Below are 1,039 nucleotides of genomic sequence, written 5' to 3'. Positions count from 1 at the left end.
TGCTGCACGAGGGGCACCGCACCGACCCGGCCGAGCTGGAGCGGGAGATCGCGGCCCGCACCGGCGCCGAACTCGCCCCGCCGACAGGCGAGTTGCTGGTCGCGCGGTACGGGGGTGAACCGGCCGGCTCGGCGGGCGTACGCCTGCTCGCCCCGGACACCGCGGAACTGACCCGCGTCTTCCTGTACGCGCACACGCGCGGCCGGGGCGGCGCCGCCCCGCTGGTCCGTGCCGCCGAGGAGGCCGCCCGCGCCCTCGGTGCCCGCCGGATGATCCTGGACACCCGCACGGACCTGGTGGAGGCCCGCACCCTGTACGCCCGGCTCGGCTACACCGAGACGGAACGGCACAACGAGGACCCGTACGCCGAGCACTGGTTCACCAAGGACCTCAGCCAGGCTTCCGTACCTGCGGACGCTCCCGCTCGGAGCCGCACAGCTCGGCGGTGAGTTCCTTCACCAACTGCACGAGATCCGTGGGCCGTCCGGGTTCCCACCAGTCCCCCAGCAGGTCGGACAGCGAGTCCTCGCGGGCCTTGGCCAGCCGCTCGGCGACCTCCGCCCCGGCCGGGGTGAGCGACAGCTCGAGCCCGTCACGCGCGGCGAGCCGCCGTTCCTCGACCTGCCGGGCGGCGGCCAGCACCGTGCTGAGCGGCACGGGAGCGCGCTCGGCGAGGACGTACGGCTCCACGGACCCGTGCTTGCGCATCCGCAGCAGCATCCAGCTCGCGGCGGGCAGCAGGTCGTACCCGGCGCGGGCGGTGATCTCCTCGTAGATCTCCCGCCGCCCCTCGCGGGTGCCGAGCGTGGACAGCGCGCGGCACACCTCCTCGTAGGAGGAGCGGTGGACCGGGTTGGGCGGGATGGTCTCGGAGGCGTCCGGCGCGGTGACCGAGCCGCGCAGCCGGTCCTCCTTGAGGAACCAGGCCAGCACGAAGCCGAGGAGCGCGACCGGGGCGGCGTAGAGGAAGACGTCGGTGATGGACGAGGAGAAGGCGTGCAGCGCGGCCGGCCGCAGCGGAGGCGGCAGCGCGCCGATG

General features: G+C 74.5%; 1 protein-coding gene and 1 pseudogene. One reads left to right on the top strand and one right to left on the bottom strand.

Features of this window, described 5'->3' with window-relative positions; translation table 11 throughout:
- Nucleotides 1–449 (top strand): GNAT family N-acetyltransferase (locus tag GT030_RS26765; RefSeq protein ID WP_161203309.1); only part of this gene is annotated, 449 nt, incomplete at its 5' end.
- On the opposite strand, the pseudogene GT030_RS26760 reads toward GT030_RS26765, so the two are convergent.
- Nucleotides 391–1,039: pseudogene (locus GT030_RS26760) on the bottom strand (EmrB/QacA family drug resistance transporter); the annotation flags it as partial. The gene GT030_RS26765 and the pseudogene GT030_RS26760 sit on opposite strands and share 59 nt — an antisense overlap.

It is taken from the genome of Streptomyces sp. SID1328 (assembly GCF_009865595.1).
GTDB lineage: Bacteria > Actinomycetota > Actinomycetes > Streptomycetales > Streptomycetaceae > Streptomyces > Streptomyces griseoluteus.
Note: the sequence above shows the minus strand (reverse complement) of the source record. Positions and strands in the feature narration are given on the sequence as shown.